Origin of the sequence: Nocardia cyriacigeorgica (assembly GCF_010858045.1) — a bacterium.
Classification (GTDB): domain Bacteria; phylum Actinomycetota; class Actinomycetes; order Mycobacteriales; family Mycobacteriaceae; genus Nocardia; species Nocardia cyriacigeorgica_E.
In genome coordinates, this window is record NZ_JAAGVC010000016.1 from 41,701 (window position 1) to 63,188 (window position 21,488).

A 21,488-nucleotide genomic window follows, 5' to 3' on the forward strand; every position below is an offset into this window, starting at 1 on the left:
CTCACACCTTGCGGGCTTCGATGAGGAATCTGGTGGAGTGCGCGATGAAGGGGCCTTCGGTGTCGATCTGCTCGTGCAGCTCACGCAGGCGATCGCGGTATTCGTCGACGGTGAAGCCCGGCACCATCCAGATCACCTTGCGCAGGAAATAGACCACGGCGCCGATATCGAAGAACTCCATGCGAAGCCGTTCGAAGCGCAGGTCGACCACGTGCAGGCCTGCGGCTTCGGCGTCGGCGCGTTCCGCATCGGGATGACGTCTGCGCCGCACGGATTCCGGCTGCGGTCCGAGGAAGTATTCGACGAGTTCGAACGCGCTCGCTGGGCCGACGTGCTGAGCGAAGTAAGTGCCGCCGGGTTCGAGCACGCGGGCGATCTCGGTCCACCACACGGTGGCGGGATGGCGGCTGGTGACCAGGTCGAAGGCAGCGTCGGCGAACGGGAGTGGTGGTTCGTCGGGATCGGCGACGACAACCACGCCGCGCGGGCGGAGCAGTGCGGTGGCCTTGGCGACATTGGGCGGCCAGGATTCGGTGGCGGCCATGACCGGCGGCAGGGTCGCGGCTCCCGCCAGCACCTCGCCGCCGCCGGTCTGGATGTCCAGCGCCGCGGCGGCCTGCGCTAGGCGCGCGCTCATCAGCCGCTGGTAGCCCCAGCTCGGGCGCTGCTCGGTCGCCCGACCATCCAGCCAGGAGAAATCCCAGCCCGCCACCGGCGCGGCCGCTGCCTCGGCCACGAGCTCCTCGAATGTTCGCCGCATGAGCGCATCATGCCTTCCGAGCCCGGCCGGAGGCCAGCGGGTTTCTCCTGATCAGGCTGGGCGCTCACCCTGCGGGCTGGGGACCTCCGGGTAGCTGTCGCACCGGAGAACGAAATCCGCGCGACCTGTGGTCCACAGGGAACCTTGCGTGTACGTATACATCTACGTATAGTCGACCTCAGCCGGTCGTTATACGTATACATCTACATATAACGCATCCGGGGTGAATCGACCCGAGGAGAACCCATGCCTACCTTCCAGACTCCCGAGCCCATCGCCGTCGACATCGACGTGGCCTGCGGCGATATCACCGTCACCGCGTCGGAGCGCACCGATACCGTCGTGCAGATCCGGCCGACGGATCCGGCCGACAAAGATGACGTACGCGCAGCCGAGCAGATCCGGGTGGATGTCGTCGCCGGGAAGTTGACGGTGAAGCAGCAGTCGCGCGGCTGGCGCGACTTCACCCGGTTCCGCGGCTGCCCCTCGATCCAGGTCGCCATCGAGGTGCCCGCCGGTTCACGGCTCGCCGCCACCGCCGCGGCCGGCCGCGTGCTGGGTGCCGGTGACCTCGGTGAATGCGATGTGAAGGTGTCCGCCGGTGACATCATCGTCGAGCGCCCGCGCGGATCGGTCACGGCGGCAACCGATCTGGGCAGCATCAGGATCGGTGAGGCATCGCACGGTGTGCTGCGGCTGGAAACCTCCTTGGGCAGCCTCGACATCGGCATCCGACCCGGTGTCGCCGCCCGGCTGGAGACCCGCGCACTGTGTGGCACCGTGCAGAACCTGATGGAGCCGATCGACAAGACCGTCCGGGACGAGGACGTGCTGCGGGTGTACGCGCGCAACTCTTTCGGCAACGTCACCATCCAGCACACCGTCGCAGCGTGACGATCGTGGGAGCGGTGTCAGCCGAGTAGGCGCTGTTCCTTGGCGACGGCCACCGCGGCCGCTCTCGTGTCCACGCCGAGTTTGGCGTAGATGCGGCCGAGGTGGGTCTTGACCGTCGCTTCGCTGATGTGCAGGGCCTTGGCGATTTCCCGGTTGCCGAGGCCGTGCGCGAGCTGGGCGAGGATGTCGGTTTCGCGGGTGGTGAGCCCGGGGCGCGGGTCGCGCATGCGGGCCATGACCCGGCCTGCCACCGGCGCGGACAGAGCGGTGCGCCCGGCGGCGGCGGTGTGGATGGCGGCGAAGAGTTCCTCCGGCGGCTCGGCTTTGAGCAGATAGCCGGTGGCGCCAGCGGCGATGGCTCGGGTGATGTCGGCGTCGGTGTCGAAGGTGGTGAGGACCAGCACGTGCGGGCGGGGCTCGGGCAGCGCGCTGATCCGGCGGGTGGCTTCCACGCCGTCGAACTCCCCGCCGAGCTGCAGATCCATCAACACCACGTCGGGGTGTAGCGCGCCGGCCAGCGTCACCACCTCGGCGCCGCTGCCCGCCTCCCCGATGACCTCGATATCGGGCGCGCTGTCCAGCAGTGCCCGCAGCCCGGCTCGGACGACGACGTGATCATCGCAGATCAGCAGGCGGACAGTCGGATTCGTCATGGACGCTCCAGGGGGATCGCGGCCGTCAGGACGGTGCCTTCACCGGGCGCGGACTCGATGGTCAGGGTGCCGCCGAGCTGCTGGAGGCGGGCCCGGATCGCGGGCAGTCCGTAGCCACGATCGTGGGCGGAACCGTCCGCGCCGGCGGGGTCGAATCCGCGGCCGTCGTCGGCGATGTCGAGCAACAGCTGATCGTCGAGATAGGTGAGGGTCAGGATGGCGGTGCGGGCGGCGGCGTGCTCGCGGATATTGGCCAGCGCGCCCTGGGCGATACGCAGCACGGTGGCTTCGATCCGGCCGGGCAGCGCCACGGGTGCGCCGTCGATGACGTAGCGCACCTCGAGATCCGCGGAGTTCTCCCGCTCGGCCAGGGCACGCAGGGCGGCATCCAGGGAACCGGTCGCGGCGAGATCGGCGGGCGCGAGATCGTGCACGAAGCGGCGGGCTTCGGCGAGATTCCGTTCGGCGACGGTCGCGGCGGTGCGCACATGGGAGCGCGCACGTGCGGGATCGCTGTCCCAGATCCGATCGGCGGCCTGCAGCAGCATGCGCTGACTCGACAGCCCCTGCGCCACGGTGTCGTGAATCTCGTTGGCGAGGCGTTGCCGTTCGGCCAGGGTGCCTTCCCGGCGTTCGGTGGCCGCGAGTTCCCGCCTGGTGCGCAGCAGATCATCGATGAGGCCGGCCTGGCGCACGGTCTGGCGCCGCATCTGCACGAACAACGCCGTGGTCACCGCGGCCACCGCGGGCGGGGCCAGCAACAGATTCGGATCACCCCAGCCCGCCAACCGCACTTGCGTGAGCACCACCAGCCCGGTGAGCACCAGGACCAGGCCGACCGCGACGCGCACGGGCAGAATGCGAAACCCGGTGTACAGCAACGGCACCGCGCACCAGGCGAAGCTCGGCGCCAGCACCACCAGCACCGCCCAGCAGGCGACGAGCAGGGCGAACCACACGGTCCCGCGCCGGCCACCCGGCGCGCCGGCCACGTACAACAGCGCGAGCAGACCGGACAGCGCCAACACCCAGCCGGACTGTGGACTACCGGGATGACGGATCAGGAAACGTGCCAGTGAGGCGCCCAGCAACACGTAGAACGTCGCGTGCATGACGATGGCGAGCACGCGTTCCTCGCCCTGATCGGTCGTGGACACCGCCGGCATCGCCACCTCCTCTATCGCGTCGAACTGGGCAAACACATTCATTCTGCCGTGCGGGTCGCGGTGGCGGAGTCAACCGATCGGATGACCCGGGTATCGGCCGGACAGCGGCGCGAGACGAGCCGCGGAGCCGATGGCAAACACCTGGCCCACGCCGAGGATTGATGGTGAACCGAATGGCGACCGCCGTTCACCCGAGCCGAGGAGACCCCCATGAACTCGCGTAGCACCCTGGCCACCCGCACCCGGATCGCCATCGGTGGCGCCGCCGTAGCCGCCATCGCGGCGGGCACGATCGGCATCGTCTCCGTCGACGCCGATGCCCCGCAGCAGGCGCAGGTGGCGCCCGTCGCGGTGAATACCGCCGCGGGCAACATCACCCACAGCGCCCACCTCACCATCGACGCCGCCACCGAGGCGGCGCAGGCGGCACTCGACGCCGCCCGCACGGAGAATCAGCGCGTCAGCGTCGCCGTGGTGGATCGCAACGGCAACACCATCGTGATGCTGCGCGGCGACGGCGCAGGCCCGCAGTCCTACGAGTCGGCCGAGAAGAAGGCCTACACCGCCGTCTCCTGGAACGCCCCGACCTCGACACTGGCCGAGCGCCTCGATTCGGCACCGCATCTGGCCGATATCCCGGGCACGTTGTTCCTGGGTGGCGGCGCCCCGGTCGCGGTTGAGGGCTCGCCGATCGCCGGCATCGGCGTCGCTGGTGCGCCCAGCGGTGATCTGGACGAGAAGTTCGCGCAGGCGGGTGTGGAGACCCTGCGCGACTGATACATCGCCAACGCGGCGCATGCTTCCGACGTCGCAGCACCGACCGCGGACATCCACCGGGCAATCCGCTCACCATCCGTCGCGTAACCGGCCCCCGCAGACCGTCGCGCACCTGCACAGTCGTAGGGCAGTGGAGAGCGGCCGGATCGCTTGCGGCGTCTACCTCGGCGTCAGCGTCACCGGCAATGCCGATGGCGACAGCACGAAATCCCGATTCGACGCTCGCACCACGTAATTCGGGTCCGGCGTGGGCTTCCACCTGGCGAAGAACGCGGCCGAGGCGAGGGTGATCTCCAGCATGGCGAAGTGGTCGCCGAGGCAGCGGCGCCGGCCGACGCCGAACGACAGGCTGGATTTCTTGTCGATCTCCTCGGCGCGGGCGGGAGACCAGCGGTCGGGGTCGAAGGCTTCGGGGTTGGGGTAGTAGCGCTTGTCGTGCTGCACCATGTACGGGCTGAACATGACGGCGGTGCCGTCCGGGATGGTGACGCCGCCGATGGTGACGTCGCCGTCGGCGGTCGCTGCGCTGATCCACGGACCCCAGAAGCGAATCGTCTCCGACACGACCTGCTTCAGGTAGGGCAAGGAATGGATGTGCTCGGCGCGCACCGGCCCGGAGCCGACCACCTCGTCGAGTTCGCGGTAGAGCCGTTCGGCGACCTCGGGTCTGCGCATCACTTCATGCCACAGCCAGCCGGCCAGCGAGGCCATCGAGCCGACACCGCCGGCCAGCATGAGGATCGCCTCGTCGATGATGTGCTCGTCGGACAGCGTTGCGCCGGTTTCGTCGTCGCGGTGGCGGATCAGCGCCGAGACCACATCGTTGAAATCTTCGTCGCGGCGGCGGTATTCGGCGATCACGTCGCCGATGGCGCCGCGCAGATGCCTGGACTTGCGTTCCCACCGCCAGTTCGCGATCAGCCGCAGCCTGCGGATCTGCGGTGGCATGGCGGTGCGGATGATGACCTGGCTGAGCAGCCACGGCACATTGTCGCGGATCTCGCGGCGGGCCGAATCGCTGAAACTGGCCTTGAACAGGGTGGAGGACACCGTGTCGAGCACCAGCCCGTGCGCCTCGTCCATGAGGTTCACCGTGCTGCCCGACGGCAGGCTCGACGACCACGCCTCGGCGATATCGGCTGCGGCCCTGGTGTATTCGGCCAGCCTGCTCTGGCGCAGGGCGGGCGCGATCATCCGGCGGCGCAGCTTGTGTTCGGCGCCGCGCAGCACATTCACCGAGCCGCCCGCCACGTCCTTGATCGCCTCGCGCAGATCCTCGCGATTGAACTCCGCCTCACCCAACCCGACCTCACGCACCAGATCAGGGGTGGTGAGCAGGTAGCCGGTCTTCTGGCCGAAGTGCAGCCGCACGATCGGCCCGAGCTCCGACAGCGAGGTCACGAATCCGGGTGCGTCACGCAGCGCGCGCAGACTGTGCCCGACGAGCGGCAGGCCGCCGGGAGCGGTGGGGATATCGGTCAGACTGCGCGGCATCGCCTGTTCCGGGCTGGCCGCGACCTCCTCGATCGCTTGGCGATAGACCTCGGTTACCGCGCCGATCTGCCGCGATTGGCGCACACCGTCGCTGTGCTTGGACTGCACCGCGCGCATCTCGGCCAGTGCGGCACGATCGGCCGCCAGCCGGGTCAGCGTCTCGGCGATCCCCTTCGCCGAAGGATCGCCGGTGCGCATCCCGCCGCCGACGGGCACCGATTCGGCCAGATCGGGATCGCAGTAGATGACGGGCAGCCCCACCGCGACGGCTTCCAGCAGCACCATCCCCTGGGTGTCGAAACCCGACGACGGAAACAGCAGCGCGTCGGCCTTGGCCATCGCGTTCAGGCATTCGCGCTGAGTGACCCTGCCGTGCAACCGGATTCGATCGGCGAGTCCGTATTCTGCGATGCGGGCGGCAACGGCGTCGCGTTGATCGCCCTCGCCGTAGATGTCCAGGGTGCAGCCGGGCGTGCCGCGCACCGCGTCGATCGCTTCGAGCGGCCGCTTCTCCGCCGACAGCCTGCCGCACCAGATCAGCTGCAACGGGCCGGATTCGGGATGGGAGTAGTCCGCTCCGGAGCGGCTGTCGACCAGTGCGTCGTCGACGCCGTTGGACACCACCCGCAGGGGCCGCGTCACGCCGTGATCGACGAGCAGATCGGCGAAATGCCTGGTGGGCGCGATCACCCGGTCAGCGGCCTGGGCCTGCGCGGAGATGGTCCACCAGGCATGGCGCGCCGCACGGCTTTCCGCACGATGGGGCATGTGATGACGGTGCGGCACGAAGCGTCCGTGCAACGTGCGCAGTGCCAGTGCCGCCGGATAGGGCGCGGGGGAGGTGCGCTCGAGGAACGCGTCGTCACGGCTCTGCGCGGTGTGCACCAGCGGAAGGCGATGCCGCCGTGCGGCTTTCATGCCGGCGATGGCGACACCGTAGGTGGTGTGGGTGTGCACCACGTCGACCGGGCCGCGGGCGGCGAAGGCGTCATCGATGCGGCGGGCATTGCGCTTGCTCGGCAGCACCATCGGGAAACCGTTCACCGCGACCGGAACGGCTTCGAGCTCCACCACGTTCGCGGCGGATTCGACCCGCGCGCCCGCGAGCGGCGCGACGACCAGCGTGACGCGATGACCTGCGTTTTCCAGCCCCCGGCAGAGCGAATCGACCGCGGTCTGGACACCACCGAGCGTGGCCGGGTGGTAATCCATGAACATCGCGATGTGCACAATGTCACTGTACCGAGGCACCACGAGTGAAAAGAAGCGCGAGTGAAGATTGCCATCCCGCTCACGGGAACCCGCGGCGACGTACAGCCGATCGTCGCGCTGGCGCGCGAACTCGAAGGCCGCGGACATGATGTGCTGATCGGCGCCCCACCGAATCTGGTCGACTTCGTCACCGACGCCGGGCTCACCGCCCGTGCCTGCGGTCCCGACATTCAACAGCTCTACAGTTCGCCCGAAGGGCAGCGGGCGCTGGCGGCGGGCAGCACGTTCCGGTTGATGCAGCTGGTGGGACGCCAGATGGCCGGGTATGCGGCGCAGATGAATCAGGAAGTCATCGACGTCTGCGCGGACGCGGAACTGATCGTCGCCACCACCGTCACCGAGGACCGCGCGAGTTCGGTGGCCGAGGCGATGGACGTACCGCTGGTGAGCGTGCACTACTACCCGTGCCGCTACAGCAGCCGGTATCCGTTCCCTGGCGCGCTGCCACCGCACTGGGATCCGCCCGCTCTGGTCAATCGCGCCACCTGGGTGCTGGCCGAGAATCTGCGGCGGGTGGTCTTCGCGCGCTACCTGAACGAATTGCGCGGGCGCCTCGGCCTGCCGAAATCGTATGCGAGCACCGCCGCCGTGCTGGCCGCGGCGAAGGTGCCCGAGATCCAGATCTACGATCCCGCGCTGGTGCCAGGACTGGCACAGGAGTGGGGTGCGCGCAGGCCGTTCACCGGCTTCCTCACCCTCGACCAGCAGACCCGCGCGGCCGTGGGCGAGCTCGCCGGCGATCACGACGACATACTGGCCTGGGTCGAGGCGGGCGATCCGCCGGTGTTCTTCGGCTTCGGGAGCATGCCGATCCGCGATATGGCCTCGGTGCTGGCGATGGTGTCGCAGGTCTCGGCGCGGCTTGGGGTGCGGGCGCTGGTGAGCGTCGGGTGGAGCGATCTGGACGTCGACGCCCAGGTCGGCGCGCACGTCAAAGTCGTCGGGCCGTTCGCGCACGACGTCGTCTTCCCGCGCTGTGCCGCGGCGGTGCACCACGGCGGTGTCGGGACGCTGTTCGAAAGTCTGCGCGCCGGGCTGCCGACGCTGGTGTGCTCGGTGTCGTTCGAACAACCCATGTGGGGCGGGCAGGTCGAGCGGCTCGGGGTCGGTGGGCATCTGCGATTCACCCGGCTCACCGCGGCGGCGCTCGAGGAGAAGCTGCGGTCGGTGCTCACGCCCGGGCACACGGCCCGGGCGCGTGCGTTCGCCGAAACACTGATCACCGAGGGTGCGAGTGCGCGGGCCGCCGACGTCATCGAGGCCGCGGGCCGGTGATCGGGCACGTTCTCGCCGATACGGCCACCATGTTCCAGCGCAGCGCGCGCAAGACGCTGCGCAGCCGGGACACGCTGATCATCTCGCTGCTGATGCCGATCCTGATCATGCTGCTGTTCACCTATGTGTTCGGCGGCGCGATCAACGTCGGGGGACCGTACCTGGACTACGTGGTTCCCGGCATCATGCTGCTGTGCGCTGGGTTCGCCTCCTCCATCACCGCCACCGGCGTCTCCACCGATATGACCAACGGCAGCGTCGACCGGTTCCGCACGCTGCCGATGTTCCGGCAGGCGGTGCTGGCCGGTCACGTCGCCGAGGGCGTGGCGCGCAATATGGTCGCGATCGGGATCGCGGTGGCGGTGGCCGTGGTGCTCGGCTATCGGCCCGACGCCGGTCCGCTGGGGTGGCTGGCGGCGGCGCTGATGATCGCGCTGTTCGTCACCGCGGTGTGCTGGATCGCGGTCGCGCTCGGCCTGGTCGCCAAGAATCCGGAGGCGGCGGGCGGGCTCACCTACGCGATCATGTTCATCCCCTATATCTCCAGCGCGTTCGTGCAGACCTCCACCATGCCGGGCTGGCTGCGCGGCTTCGCCGAACACCAACCGGCGACCCCGGTGGTGGAGACGGTGCGCGGACTGCTCGACGGCACCGGCACGGGCGCCCACGCGGGTATCGCGGTGGCGTGGTGTGTCGGTCTCGGGGTCGCCGGATTCCTCGGCGCGAGCGTGCAGTTCGCGGCACTGGCCCGGCGGTGACCGCCCGCGGCGGCACCCGGTTCATGGCCGTTCCCAGCGGGTGGCGGGTATCGGCTGGTCGGCGCGGTACGGTTGAGCTTCTATCCGTCCACAGCGTTGTCAGGAGTTTGTCCGCGTTGAATGTCGAACCACCGATCCAGGCCAAGCTGCTGAAGCTCGCCGCCGTCGACGCCGAGCTGACCCGTATCGCGCACCGGCGCACGGTACTGCCCGAGCAGCAGGAGGTCGACCGGCTCGAGGCCGAGCGCAATGCGCACAAGGACGCCGCGGTGGCCGTGGAGATCGTGCTGGACGACCTGGACCGCGATATCCGCAAACTCGAAGGCGAGATCGAGGCCGTGCGCAAGCGCGAGGAACGCGACCGCGCCATGCTGACCTCCGGTTCGGTCGGCGCCAAACAGCTCTCCGAGCTCCAGCACGAACTCGGCAGCCTGGAGCGGCGCCGCTCGGTGCTCGAAGACGATCTGCTCGAGGTGATGGAACGACGGGAGGCCTCCGCCGCCGACCACGACCACGCCGGCGCCCGGCTGAGCAAGGCCGACGAGGATCTGGAAACCGCCAAGCGCGCCCGCGACGAGGCCGTGGCCGACCTGAACGTCGCGCAGGACCGTTGCGACCGTGATCGCGCCGAACTGGTCGGGGCGTTCCCCGACGAGCTGCTGACCATCTACGACCGGCAACGCGCCCAGCACGGCGTCGGCGCCGCGCTGCTGCAGGCCCGCCGCTGCGGAGCGTGCCGGATCGAACTCGACCGCGGCGAGATCGCTCGCATCGCCAAAACGGCTCCCGAGGTCGTGGTGCGGTGCCCGGAGTGCGGCGCGATCATGGTCCGGACCAAAGAGTCGGGGCTGTGAGTTCGGGTCGGTGAGATCGAAGCGAGGAGGTGACGGTGGTGTCCGTGCGTGAGGTGATCGTCGAGGCCGACGGCGGCTCGCGCGGCAACCCCGGCCCCGCGGGCTACGGTGCCGTCGTCTTCGACGCCGGCCACAGCCGCATCCTCGCCGAACGGATGGAATTCCTCGGCGTCACCACCAACAATGTCGCCGAGTACCGCGGGCTGATCGCGGGCCTGGAAGCGGCCGCCGAACTCGGCGCCCGCGAGGTGACGGTGCGGATGGATTCCAAGCTGGTGGTCGAGCAGATGTCGGGCCGCTGGAAGGTCAAGCACGCGGCCATGATCCCGCTGGCCGACCGGGCCAAACGCCTGGTCGCCGGGTTCGATCGGGTGAGCTTCCACTGGATTCCACGCGCGGAGAACGCGCACGCCGACCGGCTGGCCAATGTCGCGATGGACGACGGCGGGCTGGTCGACGAGGTGCGCACCGCGCGCGAGGCCGGCCATGCGCCCACCGCGCTCGGTGGTGCGGGCGACCCGGCCGGCTCCGGCGCGGGGTCGGCGGCAGGCATCGAACGCGAACAGCCGGTCCGGACCGAAGAAGGCCGCGAAGCCTCGCCGCTCGGCGAAAGTTCGGCGACAGCATCGCAAAGCCCGCGCGAACCGCTCGTGACCGCCAAGCAACCACCGCCCGGCTGGACCGGTCTGAGTGGCCGCCCCACTCGATTCCTGCTGCTGCGCCACGGCCAAACCGAGCTCTCGGTCGAACGCCGCTACTCCGGTCGCGGTAACCCGCCGCTCACCGCACTCGGCCGGGAGCAGGCGGCGCGGGCGGCGAAGATGCTGGCCGCCAAGGGCGATATCGCCGCGGTGATCTCCTCGCCGCTCGGGCGCGCTCAGGAAACCGCCGAGGCGGCGGCGAGCGCGCTCGGGGTGCCGATGCAGGTCTGCGACGGTCTCATCGAAACCGATTTCGGCGACTGGGAAGGGCTGACCTTCGCCGAGGCCGTCGAGCGCGATCCGCAACTGCACTCGGCCTGGCTCGGCGATCCCTCGCTGCCCGCCCCGGGTGGGGAGAGCTTCGACCAGGTCCGCGAGCGGGTCGAGGCGGCGCGGCGCGATCTCGTCGCGCTCTATCCGGGCGCAAATCTTGTTGTGGTGAGCCATGTCACACCTATCAAGACGTTACTGCAACTCGCGCTCGGGGTAGGGCCGTCGCTGCTCTACCGGCTGCATCTGGACCTGGCGTCGCTGTCTATCGCCGAGTTCTACCCGGACGGCGGCTCGTCGGTGCGTCTGGTCAACGATACGAGCTATCTATAACTCGCCCCGAGGCAACTGACATAGGGTGCCCTCACGCGGCTCGGCGTGTTGTTTTGGAGGATTGGTTAATCCCCAGCGTGCGCGGCGAATCCTGCCGAACTCCAACGTAATTGCGCATGGCAATTACCTTGGCGAGCGAATACCGGTTGCATTGGTCGAATTTAGAGGATCGCGGTACGCTTCGGACCGGTCAGGCACAGGCGTCCCGTCCGGCCTGTCTGATCGGGGAAGGGTGTTGGTTTCCCGGTCAGCGCTGTCGGGGGTGACGATCGGCGAGTAATGCTGCTCACCAGCGGTTTCGAAAATGAATCCGCGCTGTGCTGCCTAGTGGTCTACGAGAGTGCAGGTTCGATGAGCAGTCCGATCAAGGTAGTTGTACTAGGGGCGGGGATCGGCGGACTCACCACTGCCGCCGCATTGCGACATGCCGGGTTCGGGGTCGAGCTCTACGAGGCGGGGCCCGAGCTGCGGGCGCAGGGATTCGGTCTTTCGGTACAGGCCAACGGGATCAACGCGTTGCGCAGCCTCGATCTCGGACTCGACACCGAACTCCTCGAACGCGGCGGCCGCGTCGAGACCTTCCAGTTCCGCAAGCCGGAGGGCACCCTGATCCGGGAGCTGCCCGTCTACAAGCTCGACGCCGGGCTCGGCGCGCCCGCGGTCGCGCTGCATCGCGCCGATCTGCATGCCGCGCTGGTGCGCGCGATCGGTGACACGCCGACCTTCACCGGGGCCCAGGCCACGCGTTTCATTGATGACGGTGATCGGGTCCGGGTCGAGTTCGCCGACGGTCGCGAAGCCGAGGGTGACCTGCTCGTCGGCGCCGACGGCATCCACTCCATGGTGCGTGCCCAGCTGCACGGCCGGTCCGAGCCGCGACCGGGCAATTTCGTGTGCTGGCTGGCGTGTATCCCGTTCGAGCATCCCCGCGTTCCGCGTGGCGCCTCGGCCCATTACTGGGGCACCGGAATGCGTTTCGGCATCCACGACATCGGCCACGGCCGGGTGTACTGGTGGGGCACGATGACCATGCCGGGCGAGGAGGCCGCCGACTGGCAGGGCACCAAGGACGACCTGCTGCGCCTGTACGCGGGATGGGCGCCGGAGGTGCGCGCCTGCATCGAGCAGACCGAATGGTCGGATGTGCTGGCCGTGCCCGCGCAGGACCGGCCGCCGCTGGCCGAACTCGGCCGCGGCCGGGTCACCCTGCTCGGTGACGCCGCGCATCCGATGCTGCCCAGTCTGGGACAGGGCGCGAACTCGGCCATCGAAGACGCCGTCGTCCTCGCGCACACGCTGGCCAACTCGCTCGATCCGATCGCCGGGCTGCGCCGCTACGAGCAGTTGCGCGCCGATCGCAGCGCCATGTTCGTCAACGGCTCGGCTCAGCTGGCCAAGGTCGAGCAGACCGGCAACGACAAGGCCGTCGCGGTGCGCGACGCCTACTTCCGCCGCGCGCCGGAGGCGTTCTTTCTGAACAACCTGGCCAAGCCCATGGGCTTTCCGGAACTCGGCGGCCCGAGCGTCGACCTGCCGCGCGAGCTCTCCCCGATGGAGCGCTGGCACTGGATCGCCGATCAGCTCGCGCCGCTGCACATCCTGTCCCGGGTGCGGGTGCACGGCACCGTCACCGCCGAGCAGATCCGCGCGGGTCTGGACGAAGTGCAGCGCCGACATCCGCTGCTGCGGGTCGCGATCGCGGCGAATCCGGATGGCACCGAACCGAAGTTCGTGCCCACCGATCGTCCGCTGCCGCTGCGCGTGGTGGAATCCGCGGATCCCGACGCCTGGCTGTCCGAGACGGACGAGGTCGAGCTGCGTGAGCCGTTCGACTGGCAGCAGGGCCCGCTGGGCCGCGCGGTGCTGATCACCGACCCGGCAGGCCAGAGCGCCGACCTGGTGGTGACCCTGCATTACGCGATCGCCGACGGTGAATCGGCGATGACGGTGGCCAAGCAGATTCTGCAGGTCGCCGCGGGTGAAGCGGGCGAGCTGCCGGTGAGCCCGGTGCGTCCGGGCCCGGAGCGGCTGTTCCCGGCGAAGTACCGGGGCGGCAGCGGGACTCGCAAGATGATCGGCGCGCAGCTGCGCGACCAGCTGGCCCAGTTGCGCAAACCGCGGCGGCTGGAACCGACCACCCTGGTGCCGCCCGCACAGCGTCGCAGCCGCGTGGTGCACCGCAAGCTCGACGGTGACCGCCTCGACGCGCTGCTGGCCGGATGTGAGGCCCGCGGCGTGAGCTTGCAGTCGGTGCTGTCGGCGGCGCTGCTGGTGGGTGCCGCCCGTGAGGCGGGCACCACGGGTGCGGCGCCGTACACGGTGGGCAGCTCGGTGAACTTCCGTTCGCACCTCGACGGTGTGGTCTCCGACGCCGAAGTCGGTTCCTACCAGGGCATGATCGCCACCATGGCGAACTATGCGCCGTGGGTGTCGCTGTGGCAGCTGGCCGGGGAGATCGACGGCGCCTACCGCGAACGGATGGCGCGCCGCGACCACATGTCGGCGCTGAATCTGTTGCAGGCGGTCGGCCCGAAGTCGGTGGCGGCCAGCGCTTCGACGGTGAAGCTGATGGACAGCCGCGGTCCCGGCCACCTGTGCATGACCTACCTGGGACAGTACGACGTCCCGGACAAGATCGGTGCCTGGCGACTGTCGGAGGCGCAGTTCGTCTCCGGCATGTCGGTGAGCGGTTTCATCATGGCGACCGCCAATGCCACCCACGGTCAGCTGTCGTTCAACGTCGGATACGTGGAACCGGCGGTGTCGACGGAACGGGCCGAACTGCTCGCCGACGAGAGCATCCGGGCGCTGCTGTCAGCGATCTGAGACAGATCGTTCACCGTCCGACAACCGCGTGGCGGCCCGGCAGTCCCCGGGCCGTCATCGCCACAACCTTCGATCGATACGGACGACTGCTCTGGCGTCCCCGCGTGATCACAGCGCCGTGACCCGCCGACGCCGGCAGCGGGTCCGAACCTGGCCGCACGAGGAGCTACCGTGAATTCCGAGACGACACCGGCGGACGCGGAGGAGCCCGGCCTAGCCCGCTGGCCGGTCACCGCCTATCAGCGCGACGTGCTGTCCGCCGCCTTCCGGTTCGCACCGGAACCGGTGTCCCAGTTGGCCGTCAAGGGCGATGTGGACCGGCCGCTGGATGTGGCGCGGATGCGGGAGGTGCTGCATCGCGCGGTGCGCCGCAACGATGCGCTGCGCCTGCGTTTCGAACTCGTCGACGGGGAGTTCCGGCAGTGGGTTTCCGAGGTCGAACCCGTGCTCGAGCACGTCGATTTCACCGCTGAACCCGATCCGGCGCAGGCGTGCGCGGACTGGATTCGCCGGATGTCGGCCCAGCCCATCGAAGGGCCGTCCAATCTGGCGGTAGCGGTATTGGTCGACGATCCGGCCGATTTCCACATCTTCATCCGGGTGCAGCACGCCAATGCCGACGGCTGGGCGTTGAACATGCTGCTGGCGCATCTGATCCACGACTTCCTGAGCCCCGACAGCGCCGAGCCGGAGCCGCTGCCCTCCTATCGCGAGTTGCTCACCGCCGAGCAGCAGTACCGGTTCTCCGCGGACTGGAATGCCGACCGCGAGGCGCTGCTCGACCACGTCGGTGACGCTGTTCCGGCACTGTTCACCCGCACGTCCGCGCCGACGGCCGCGCGCGGGCATCGGGTGGTGCGCTTGGACAAGGCCTATCTGGATCGGCTGCGCGGCACCGGCACCTCGCCGTTCGCCTACACCGCGGCCGCGCTGGGCGCTTACCTGTGCGCGGTGCACCGCACCGATGAGGTGATGCTCGGCGTGCCGATGCTCAACCGCGACACACCCGTCGCGTTGGCAGCGGGCGGACATGTCACCAATATGCTGCCGGTGCGGGTGCGCGTCGGCGAGCGGCGGACGCTGGCCGAGGTGGCCGCCGATGTCGCCGCTCAGATCAAGGCGTTGAAGAAGCATCAGCGCTTCGCCTACGGCGATCTCATGCGCGCGCTCGCCGAAGACCCGTCCGCGCCACCGCTGTTCGACGTGTCGTACTCGTATATGCGGTTGCCCGCCTCGGACCATCTGGATCAGATCATGGCGCGGCTGCGGCTGCCCAATGCCGGATCCTGCCTACAGGCGCTCAATATCGTCGCCATCGAACATCAGCGTGACGGTTCGCTGAGCGTGCAGTTGATCTACGACCTGGATGTCTTCGACGACACCTACCCGATCGGCAGCGCCCTCGACAGCGTCGCCACCATGATCGAGGCCTCGCTCACCGACCCGGAGCAGCCGGTATCGGCGTTGCCGCTGCTGTCGCCGGCGACGGCGCAGCGGGTCGCGGAGTTCGAGGCCGGTCCGCGCACCGACTTCCCGTACACCACGCTGGACCGGCTCTTCGCCGAACAGGCCGCGGCGCACCCGGCGCGTATCGCGATCATCGCTGCCGACGGCGAGCGCCTCGGCTACGCCGAATTGTCCGAGCGCGCCGATGTCTTCGCCGATCAGCTGCTCGAACTGGGCGCTACCGGCAACGAATGCGTGCCGGTGATCCTGTCGCGCTCGCCGCGGATGCTGATCGCCATGTACGGCATCCTGCGGGCCGGCTGCGCCTATGTGCCGCTGGATCCGGAGTTCCCGGCCACCCGCATCGAGACCGTGCTGGCCGATTGCGGTGCGCGGTTCGTGGTGGCCGGACCCGAACATCAGGAGGTTTTCGACCGGCTGGGTGTGGTCCGGGTCGAGCCGGGGGAGGTGCATCCGGTGAGCGTCGAAAACCGTTCGCATCCGGCCGATCTCGCCTATCTCATCTACACCTCCGGTTCGACCGGCAAGCCCAAGGGCGTGATGATCGAGCACCGCTCGGTGGTCAACCGGTTGACCTGGATGCAGCGGCGCTACCCGCTGGGCGCTGCCGACGTCATCCTGCAGAAGACGCCGGCCACCTTCGACGTGTCGGTGTGGGAGCTGTTCTGGTGGTCGATCACCGGCGCGCGGGTGGCGTTGCTCGAGGCCGGCGGGGAGCGCGATCCGCGCCGCATCATCGCCGCCATCGAGAAGGACGCGGTGACGGTGCTGCATTTCGTGCCGTCGATGCTCGCGGCCTTCGTCGACGAGCTCGACAGCGATCACGCCGCCGTCGCGCGGATCGCCTCGCTGCGGCGGGTGTTCTGCAGTGGCGAGGCGCTGCCGCCCGCGCTGGTGCGCCGTTTCCAGGCGGTGTTCGCCGCCGCCGGAGTGACGGCCCCGCAGCTGGTGAATCTGTACGGGCCGACGGAGGCGACGGTCGACGTCTCCTACTTCGACTGCCCCGACGGCGAAGCGCTCGACGTGGTGCCCATCGGCCGTCCCATCGAGAACATCGACCTGCTGGTGCTCGACGAACACGGCCGCAGGTTGCCGCCCGGTGTGCCCGGTGAGCTGAATATCGCCGGTGTCGGTGTGGCGCGCGGCTACCGCGGCCGCGACGACCTCACCGCCGCGGCGTTCGTGCACGACCGCACGGTCGCGGGCCGTCGCCGCTACCGCACCGGCGACCTGGTGCGCTGGCTGCCCGACGGCCAGATCGATTACCTGGGCCGCTTCGACGACCAGGTGAAGGTGCGCGGCAACCGCGTCACCCTCGGCGAGGTGCAGAACGCGATGCTCGACTGCGCCGGGGTGCGCGCGGCGGCCGTCGTCGACGAGAAGTCACCGGCGCAGGGGGTGTACCTGGTCGGCTATTACGTCGGCGAGTCCGAGGCCGAGCCCGCGCGCGACCGATTGGCCGCCGAGCTCGGTGAGCGGCTACCCAAATACATGGTGCCGAGCCGGCTGGTGCGGGTGGATCGGATCCCGGTCACCCGCAACGGCAAACTCGATCGCCGGGCACTGGCGCAGGCCGCGGCCGAACAGCAGCCTGCCGAGGCGGCCGCAGGTTCGGGTGAGCCGCGCAACGACGTGGAGGCCGCGCTGGTGCGGGTGTGGTCGGCGGTCCTGGGCGTCGACACGATCGGCGTGCACGACAACTTCTTCACCCACGGCGGCGACTCGATCCTCGCGCTGTCGGTGCGCACGGCCGCTGAACGCGCCGGTATCCGCTTCGATGTCGACACCTTCTACCAGCGCCCCACGATCGCCGAACTGGCCGAGGTGATCGCCGACAGCGCCGAGCAGGCGCCGGAGCCGGTCACCGCACGGCTGGCGACGGTGCCGCTGGTCGATCATGCCGCACTGCACCGCGCCGAAGACGCCTTCCCGGCCACCGCCCTGCAGCTGGGCATGCTGTTCCACAGCCTGGAACGCGCCGATTCGGTGACCTACAAGGATGTGTTCCGCTATCGGCTGCGGATTCCGTGGCAGGAACGGCAATTCCGCACCGCCTTCGACCGGCTGCTGCGGCGCCAGCCCGCGCTGCGGTCGTCGTTCGAGCTGACGAAGTTCTCGGTGCCGTTGCAGATCGTGCATCCGGAGATCACCGCAGATTACGAGGTCGTGGACCTGACCGGCATCGCCGAGACCGAAGCCGAGCGCCGGGTCGAGGACTACATCCAGCAGCGCAGGCACGCGGCCTACGCCATCGACCGGGCACCGCTGCACGCCCTGCGCGCCTTCCTGCGTGCTCCCGAAACATCCTCCGGCACCGCGGCGGTCGATCTGGTGCTCAGCTTCCACCACGCCATCCTCGACGGCTGGAGCGTGGCGACCTCGGTGCTCGAGCTGCTGCGCGACTACCTGCACGCGCTGGGCGTGCTGGAAACCGGCATCGACGACACCGCCCACCCGGCGGCGGCGCTCGCCGAATACGCGCAGGCCGAACTCACTGCCACACAACGTGTTTCGTCGCGGGCGTACTGGCGCGAAGTACTCGCCGGTGCCGAGGCGACCGCGCTGACGGCCTTGGCGGCCCATCAGCCGCAATCCGCCGGCCCCGCGAAGGCGCGGGCGTTGGTACCGCAGCGGCTCAGTGCCCGGATCGCCGATTTCGCGGCGCGACATCAGGTCCCGGAGAAGGCGGTGTATCTGGCCGCGCATCTGCTGACGCTGCGGCTGCTGTCCGGGCGCGCCGATGTGACCACCGGCGTCATCAGCCACGGCCGCCCCGACCGTGCGGGCGCCGAAAGCCTGGCCGGGCTGTTCCTCAACACGCTGCCGATGCGGCTGGACGCCACCGTGACCACCTGGCGCGACGCCGTCGACCAGGTGGTGCGCCGCGACCGCGCCGCCTACCCGCATCGGCGCTACCCGCTGCGTTCGATCATGGCCGATCACGGCGGACCGGTGTTCGAGACGGCGTTCAACTACGTCAACTACCACCAATTCCAGGCCGTTCTCGGCGCGGACCGGGTGGAGCTCGACGACATCGACATTCGCGAGGAAACCAACTTCCAGCTGCTGGTGACCGCGGCCACCGATCCACGCGACGGCCGGATGTGGTTGCGCGTCGACGGTGACGGCGCGGTCGGCGCCGAGCAGTGCGAGATGTTCGCGCGCGCCGAGCTGCGGATGTTGACGGCTCTGGTGGACAACCCGGACGCCCCGATCGATCCGGGGGCCGAGTGGGTGTCGAGTCGTGACGTCGGTGCGCTGGTCGCCGAGGTCGCAGCCGTGCGACCGTCCGATATCGCCGTCGCCGCCGACGACTGCGCCTGGACCTATGACGAGCTGGTGACCCGCAGCGACGTCATCGCGGCCCGGCTGCTCGCGCACGGTGTGCGCACCGGGTCGAAGGTGGCCATCATCGGCCGCAGCACCCCGGAGCTGGTGGCGCTGGTGCTGGCGGTGGCCCGGATCGGCGCGGCGAGCGTCCCGCTGGACGTGCGTTATCCGAGGGCGCGGCTGAACCTGATGATCGAGCGGGCCCGCCCGCACCGCGTGGTTGTCGACGCCGGACACCTCGACCTGGTCGACGATCCGGCGCTGGTGCTCGATACCGCTGAACTCACCGCCCCGGCCGGTCCGTCGGACCCGGCGGCACCGCGTTTCGGGCCGGTGCATCCGGAAACCACGGCCTACGTGCTGTTCACCTCCGGCTCGACCGGCGAACCCAAGGGCGTGGCGATGCCGCATCGCGGCCTGACCGCGCTGGTCGACTGGCAGCTGCGCGCGGAGTCGGGTAGCGGACTCGCGAGCACGCTGCAAGCGGCGCCGCTGAGCTTCGACGTCGCGTTCCAGGAAATCTTCACCACCCTGGCGGCGGGTTCGACGCTGCGGGTCAGCGAACGCGACCTGCGTGCCGATATGGACGAACTGCTGAGCACGGTGGCCGATGAGCAGATCGAGCGGGTGTTCCTGCCGTATGTGGCGTTGCAGGCGTTCGCCGAGGCGGCGTCGGTGCGCCAGATCTACCCGACCGGGTTGAAGGTGCTGGCGTCCTCGGGTGAGCAGTTGCGCATCACCGACGAGATCCGCGCGCTGTGCGCGGCGGTGCCCGGTCTGCTGCTGGAAAACCAGTACGGCCCCACCGAAACCCATGTGGCGACCACCTACACCCTCACCGGCCCGGAGAGCTCGTTCCCGGTGCTGCCGCCCATCGGCCGCGCCGTCGACGGCGATACCGCCGAGATCCTGGACCGGCAGCTGCGGGTGGTGCCCGACGGCGTGATCGGCGAGATCTACCTCGGCGGTCGCTCGCTGGCACGCGGCTACGAAGCCATGCCCGGTTTGACCGCGCAACGGTTCGTCGCCGCCCCGGGCGGTGAGATCCGCTACCGCACCGGTGATCTCGGTGTGCGGCTGCCCTCGGGCGATATCGTCTGCCTCGGCCGCAGCGACAGTCAGGTGAAGATTCGTGGCTACCGGGTGGAGCCGGCCGAGGTCGAGCTCACCATCCTAGGCCTGGCCGAACAGTTCCCCGGGATCAGCGAGGCCGCCGTGGTGGCGCGCGGGTTCGGCGGGATCGATGGTGCGCTGGTGGCGTTCCTGGCCGGCGATGCCGAGTCCACCGATCTCACCGCGCTGCGAGCCGAACTGCGGTCGGTGCTGCCCGCGCATATGGTGCCGTCGCGGTGGCAGTGGGTGGAGTCGATGCCGCGCACACCCAGCGGCAAACGTGACGACCGGGCACTGCTCGCCCTGCCGGTGACGAGCACCACCGAACAGGCGCAACAGCATCGGGAGCCGGTCGACGATATCGAGCGCTCGGCCATGGAACTGCTCGCCGAATACGCCGGCCTGCCGTCCATCGGTCCCGATGACGACTTCTACGCCATGGGTGGCACCTCCATCGGCGCCATGCGCGTGGTGATGGGGCTGTCGCGCCGCTGGGGCGTCGAGCTGCCGATGAGCGCGTTCGTGGCCGCGCCGACCGCGGCCGGGCTGGCCGAGCTGATCCGCGCGGGTGACACCCGGCCGAGCTTCGATCCGCTGGTGCCGATCCAGCCCGAAGGCACCAAACCGCCGCTGTTCCTGGTGCATCCGATCGGCGGCAACGTGCTGTGCTACCTCGCTGTCGCCAAGTATCTGGATCCGGATCGTCCGGTGTACGGGTTGCAAGCGGCCGGCGCCGATACCGGCAGCACGCCGCTGAACTCGGTCGCTGCGATGGCCGATTCCTACATCGCGGCGATCCGCCGAGTGCATCCTGAGGGTCCGTACCATCTGGCGGGCTGGTCGTTCGGTGGTTATGTCGCACTGGAAATGGGGCGCAAGCTGCCCGAGCACGAAGTGGCCAGCGTGACCCTGCTCGACACGATGGCGCTGCGGCAGCAGTCCCGCGAACCCATCCCCGAGGAGAAACTGATCCGCTGGTTCTTCCTCGAACTGCTCTGGTATGCCCGCGGCAATGAGACCGCGCTCGGCGAGTTCGAACCGGATGTGCACGATTCGGCGGAACTGTTCGACGCCATGCTCGCCGAGGCCATCCGCTCCGGGATCCTGCCCGAAGGCAGTCCGGCGCAATCGATTCGACGGTTGTACGAGGTGTTCCACGCCAACTACACCGCGCTGATCACCTACCAGCTGTCGGTCTTCGACCGCGATATCACGCTGCTACGGGCCACCGACGGCATCCCGCGCGGCTTCGACATCGCCCACCAGACCATCGGCACGATGTTCGACAGCGAGAACAACGGCTGGGAACAGTACGCCGGCCGCCGATTCGAGGTGGTGGCGGTGCCGGGCGATCACCTGCACATGATGACCGAACCGCATGTGGCCGAGGTCGGCATGCAACTGGACGCGGCGGTGTCGTCGGCCGATCCGGACCTGGACCGGGAGTTCAGCGAGGGCATGCTCGACGTGTGACGGCGTACCGGCCGGCCATGACCTCAGAGGTTATTGAGCCCATGACCCCGCGGCCCGCACAGTGGTGCCCGG

The 21,488-nt window shown here is 69.2% G+C and carries 12 protein-coding genes; 8 read left to right on the forward strand and 4 right to left on the reverse strand.

The features are described from left to right. Window position 1: 1 nt before the first annotated feature. Complete coding sequence (locus GV790_RS16105) at window positions 2-760, reverse strand: class I SAM-dependent methyltransferase (RefSeq protein WP_163814166.1); 759 nt, start codon at window positions 758-760, stop codon at window positions 2-4. Between the two features lie 246 nt (window positions 761-1,006). Between GV790_RS16105 and GV790_RS16110 the strand changes: the two genes are divergently transcribed. After that, window positions 1,007-1,654 (forward strand): hypothetical protein, encoded by a 648-nt coding sequence (locus GV790_RS16110; RefSeq protein WP_163814167.1) that lies wholly within the window; start codon window positions 1,007-1,009, stop codon window positions 1,652-1,654. A 17-nt stretch (window positions 1,655-1,671) separates the two neighbouring features. Here the strand turns inward: GV790_RS16110 and GV790_RS16115 are convergent, their stop codons facing one another. Further along, the gene (locus GV790_RS16115) at window positions 1,672-2,307 is read right to left on the reverse strand and encodes a response regulator (RefSeq protein ID WP_163814168.1); all 636 of its coding nucleotides are present in this window, start codon (window positions 2,305-2,307) and stop codon (window positions 1,672-1,674) included. Further along, on the reverse strand, window positions 2,304-3,473 hold the full coding sequence (locus tag GV790_RS16120; protein ID WP_163814169.1) for a sensor histidine kinase: 1,170 nt from the start codon (window positions 3,471-3,473) through the stop codon (window positions 2,304-2,306). The genes GV790_RS16115 and GV790_RS16120 overlap by 4 nt, the downstream gene beginning before the upstream one ends. 210 nt (window positions 3,474-3,683) lie before the next feature. Here GV790_RS16120 and GV790_RS16125 point away from each other — a divergent pair, with 210 nt between their 5' ends. After that, on the forward strand, window positions 3,684-4,250 hold the full coding sequence (locus tag GV790_RS16125) for a GlcG/HbpS family heme-binding protein (protein WP_163814170.1): 567 nt from the start codon (window positions 3,684-3,686) through the stop codon (window positions 4,248-4,250). Between the two features lie 159 nt (window positions 4,251-4,409). Here the strand turns inward: GV790_RS16125 and GV790_RS16130 are convergent, their stop codons facing one another. Continuing rightward, window positions 4,410-6,974 (reverse strand): cytochrome P450, encoded by a 2,565-nt coding sequence (locus tag GV790_RS16130; RefSeq protein WP_163814171.1) that lies wholly within the window; start codon window positions 6,972-6,974, stop codon window positions 4,410-4,412. Window positions 6,975-7,016: 42 nt separating this feature from the next. Here GV790_RS16130 and GV790_RS16135 point away from each other — a divergent pair, with 42 nt between their 5' ends. The 6 genes from GV790_RS16135 to GV790_RS16160 all read left to right on the forward strand — a co-directional run bounded on the left by GV790_RS16135 (window position 7,017) and on the right by GV790_RS16160 (window position 21,416). Then, window positions 7,017-8,291 carry a glycosyltransferase gene (locus GV790_RS16135; protein WP_163814172.1) on the forward strand — a complete coding sequence of 425 codons (1,275 nt, stop codon included), beginning with the start codon at window positions 7,017-7,019 and terminating at the stop codon, window positions 8,289-8,291. Then, window positions 8,288-9,049 (forward strand): ABC transporter permease, encoded by a 762-nt coding sequence (locus tag GV790_RS16140; protein WP_163814173.1) that lies wholly within the window; start codon window positions 8,288-8,290, stop codon window positions 9,047-9,049. The genes GV790_RS16135 and GV790_RS16140 overlap by 4 nt, the downstream gene beginning before the upstream one ends. A 116-nt stretch (window positions 9,050-9,165) precedes the next feature. After that, entirely contained in the window at window positions 9,166-9,903 is a 738-nt protein-coding gene (locus GV790_RS16145) for a zinc ribbon domain-containing protein (protein WP_163814174.1), read from the forward strand. Window positions 9,904-9,947: 44 nt separating this feature from the next. After that, window positions 9,948-11,207, forward strand: coding sequence for a bifunctional RNase H/acid phosphatase (locus GV790_RS16150; RefSeq protein ID WP_175585912.1), 1,260 nt, complete (start codon window positions 9,948-9,950; stop codon window positions 11,205-11,207). 351 nt (window positions 11,208-11,558) lie between these two features. After that, complete coding sequence (locus GV790_RS16155) at window positions 11,559-14,033, forward strand: FAD-dependent monooxygenase (RefSeq protein WP_163814175.1); 2,475 nt, start codon at window positions 11,559-11,561, stop codon at window positions 14,031-14,033. A gap of 171 nt (window positions 14,034-14,204) precedes the next feature. Continuing rightward, complete coding sequence (locus tag GV790_RS16160) at window positions 14,205-21,416, forward strand: amino acid adenylation domain-containing protein (RefSeq protein ID WP_163814176.1); 7,212 nt, start codon at window positions 14,205-14,207, stop codon at window positions 21,414-21,416. The last annotated feature ends 72 nt before the right edge of the window (window positions 21,417-21,488 follow it).

What these genes read in the sequence shown, in the direction of transcription:
- GV790_RS16115 (WP_163814168.1), bottom strand. Translation starts at nt 2,307, where the DNA reads ATGACGAATCCGACTGTCCGCCTGCTGATCTGCGATGATCACGTCGTC.
- GV790_RS16155 (WP_163814175.1), top strand. Translation starts at nt 11,559, where the DNA reads ATGAGCAGTCCGATCAAGGTAGTTGTACTAGGGGCGGGGATCGGCGGA.
- GV790_RS16120 (WP_163814169.1), bottom strand. Translation starts at nt 3,473, where the DNA reads ATGCCGGCGGTGTCCACGACCGATCAGGGCGAGGAACGCGTGCTCGCC.
- GV790_RS16110 (WP_163814167.1), top strand. Translation starts at nt 1,007, where the DNA reads ATGCCTACCTTCCAGACTCCCGAGCCCATCGCCGTCGACATCGACGTG.
- GV790_RS16125 (WP_163814170.1), top strand. Translation starts at nt 3,684, where the DNA reads ATGAACTCGCGTAGCACCCTGGCCACCCGCACCCGGATCGCCATCGGT.
- GV790_RS16105 (WP_163814166.1), bottom strand. Translation starts at nt 760, where the DNA reads ATGCGGCGAACATTCGAGGAGCTCGTGGCCGAGGCAGCGGCCGCGCCG.